The 307-nt window shown below is 48.2% G+C and carries 1 protein-coding gene; it reads left to right on the forward strand.

Annotation, left to right across the window (positions count from 1 at the left end):
* Positions 1-43: 43 nt before the first annotated feature.
* Positions 44-307: hypothetical protein (locus ACPYOM_RS22235; RefSeq protein WP_481347625.1), on the forward strand; the 264-nt coding region annotated here is incomplete at its 3' end.

Below are 307 nucleotides of genomic sequence, written 5' to 3' on the forward strand. Positions count from 1 at the left end.
GGTGAGTCCAGCTAATGTCACTAACATGGTCGCAGGAGCGAGTGTGACGGTAACTTATACTTTGTCCGGAACACCGACTGCCTGCGGAACACTGTCTGCAGCTTGGAGCAAGCTTACATTGAACTCTACCAAAACATCAACGGTGATCCCTAACTTCAATTGTAGCGCAGGATCCTGGGTAAGTGTATTGCCGGAATACAGACTCAATGGACTAATAAATGGAACGGCATATTCCGGTACTTACAGTCTGCCATACACTGCTGGAGGAAGTGGATGTGCATATGCAGGTGAAACCATTACCCAGAGC

This window comes from Monashia sp. HAY1-2A, from assembly GCF_056755315.1.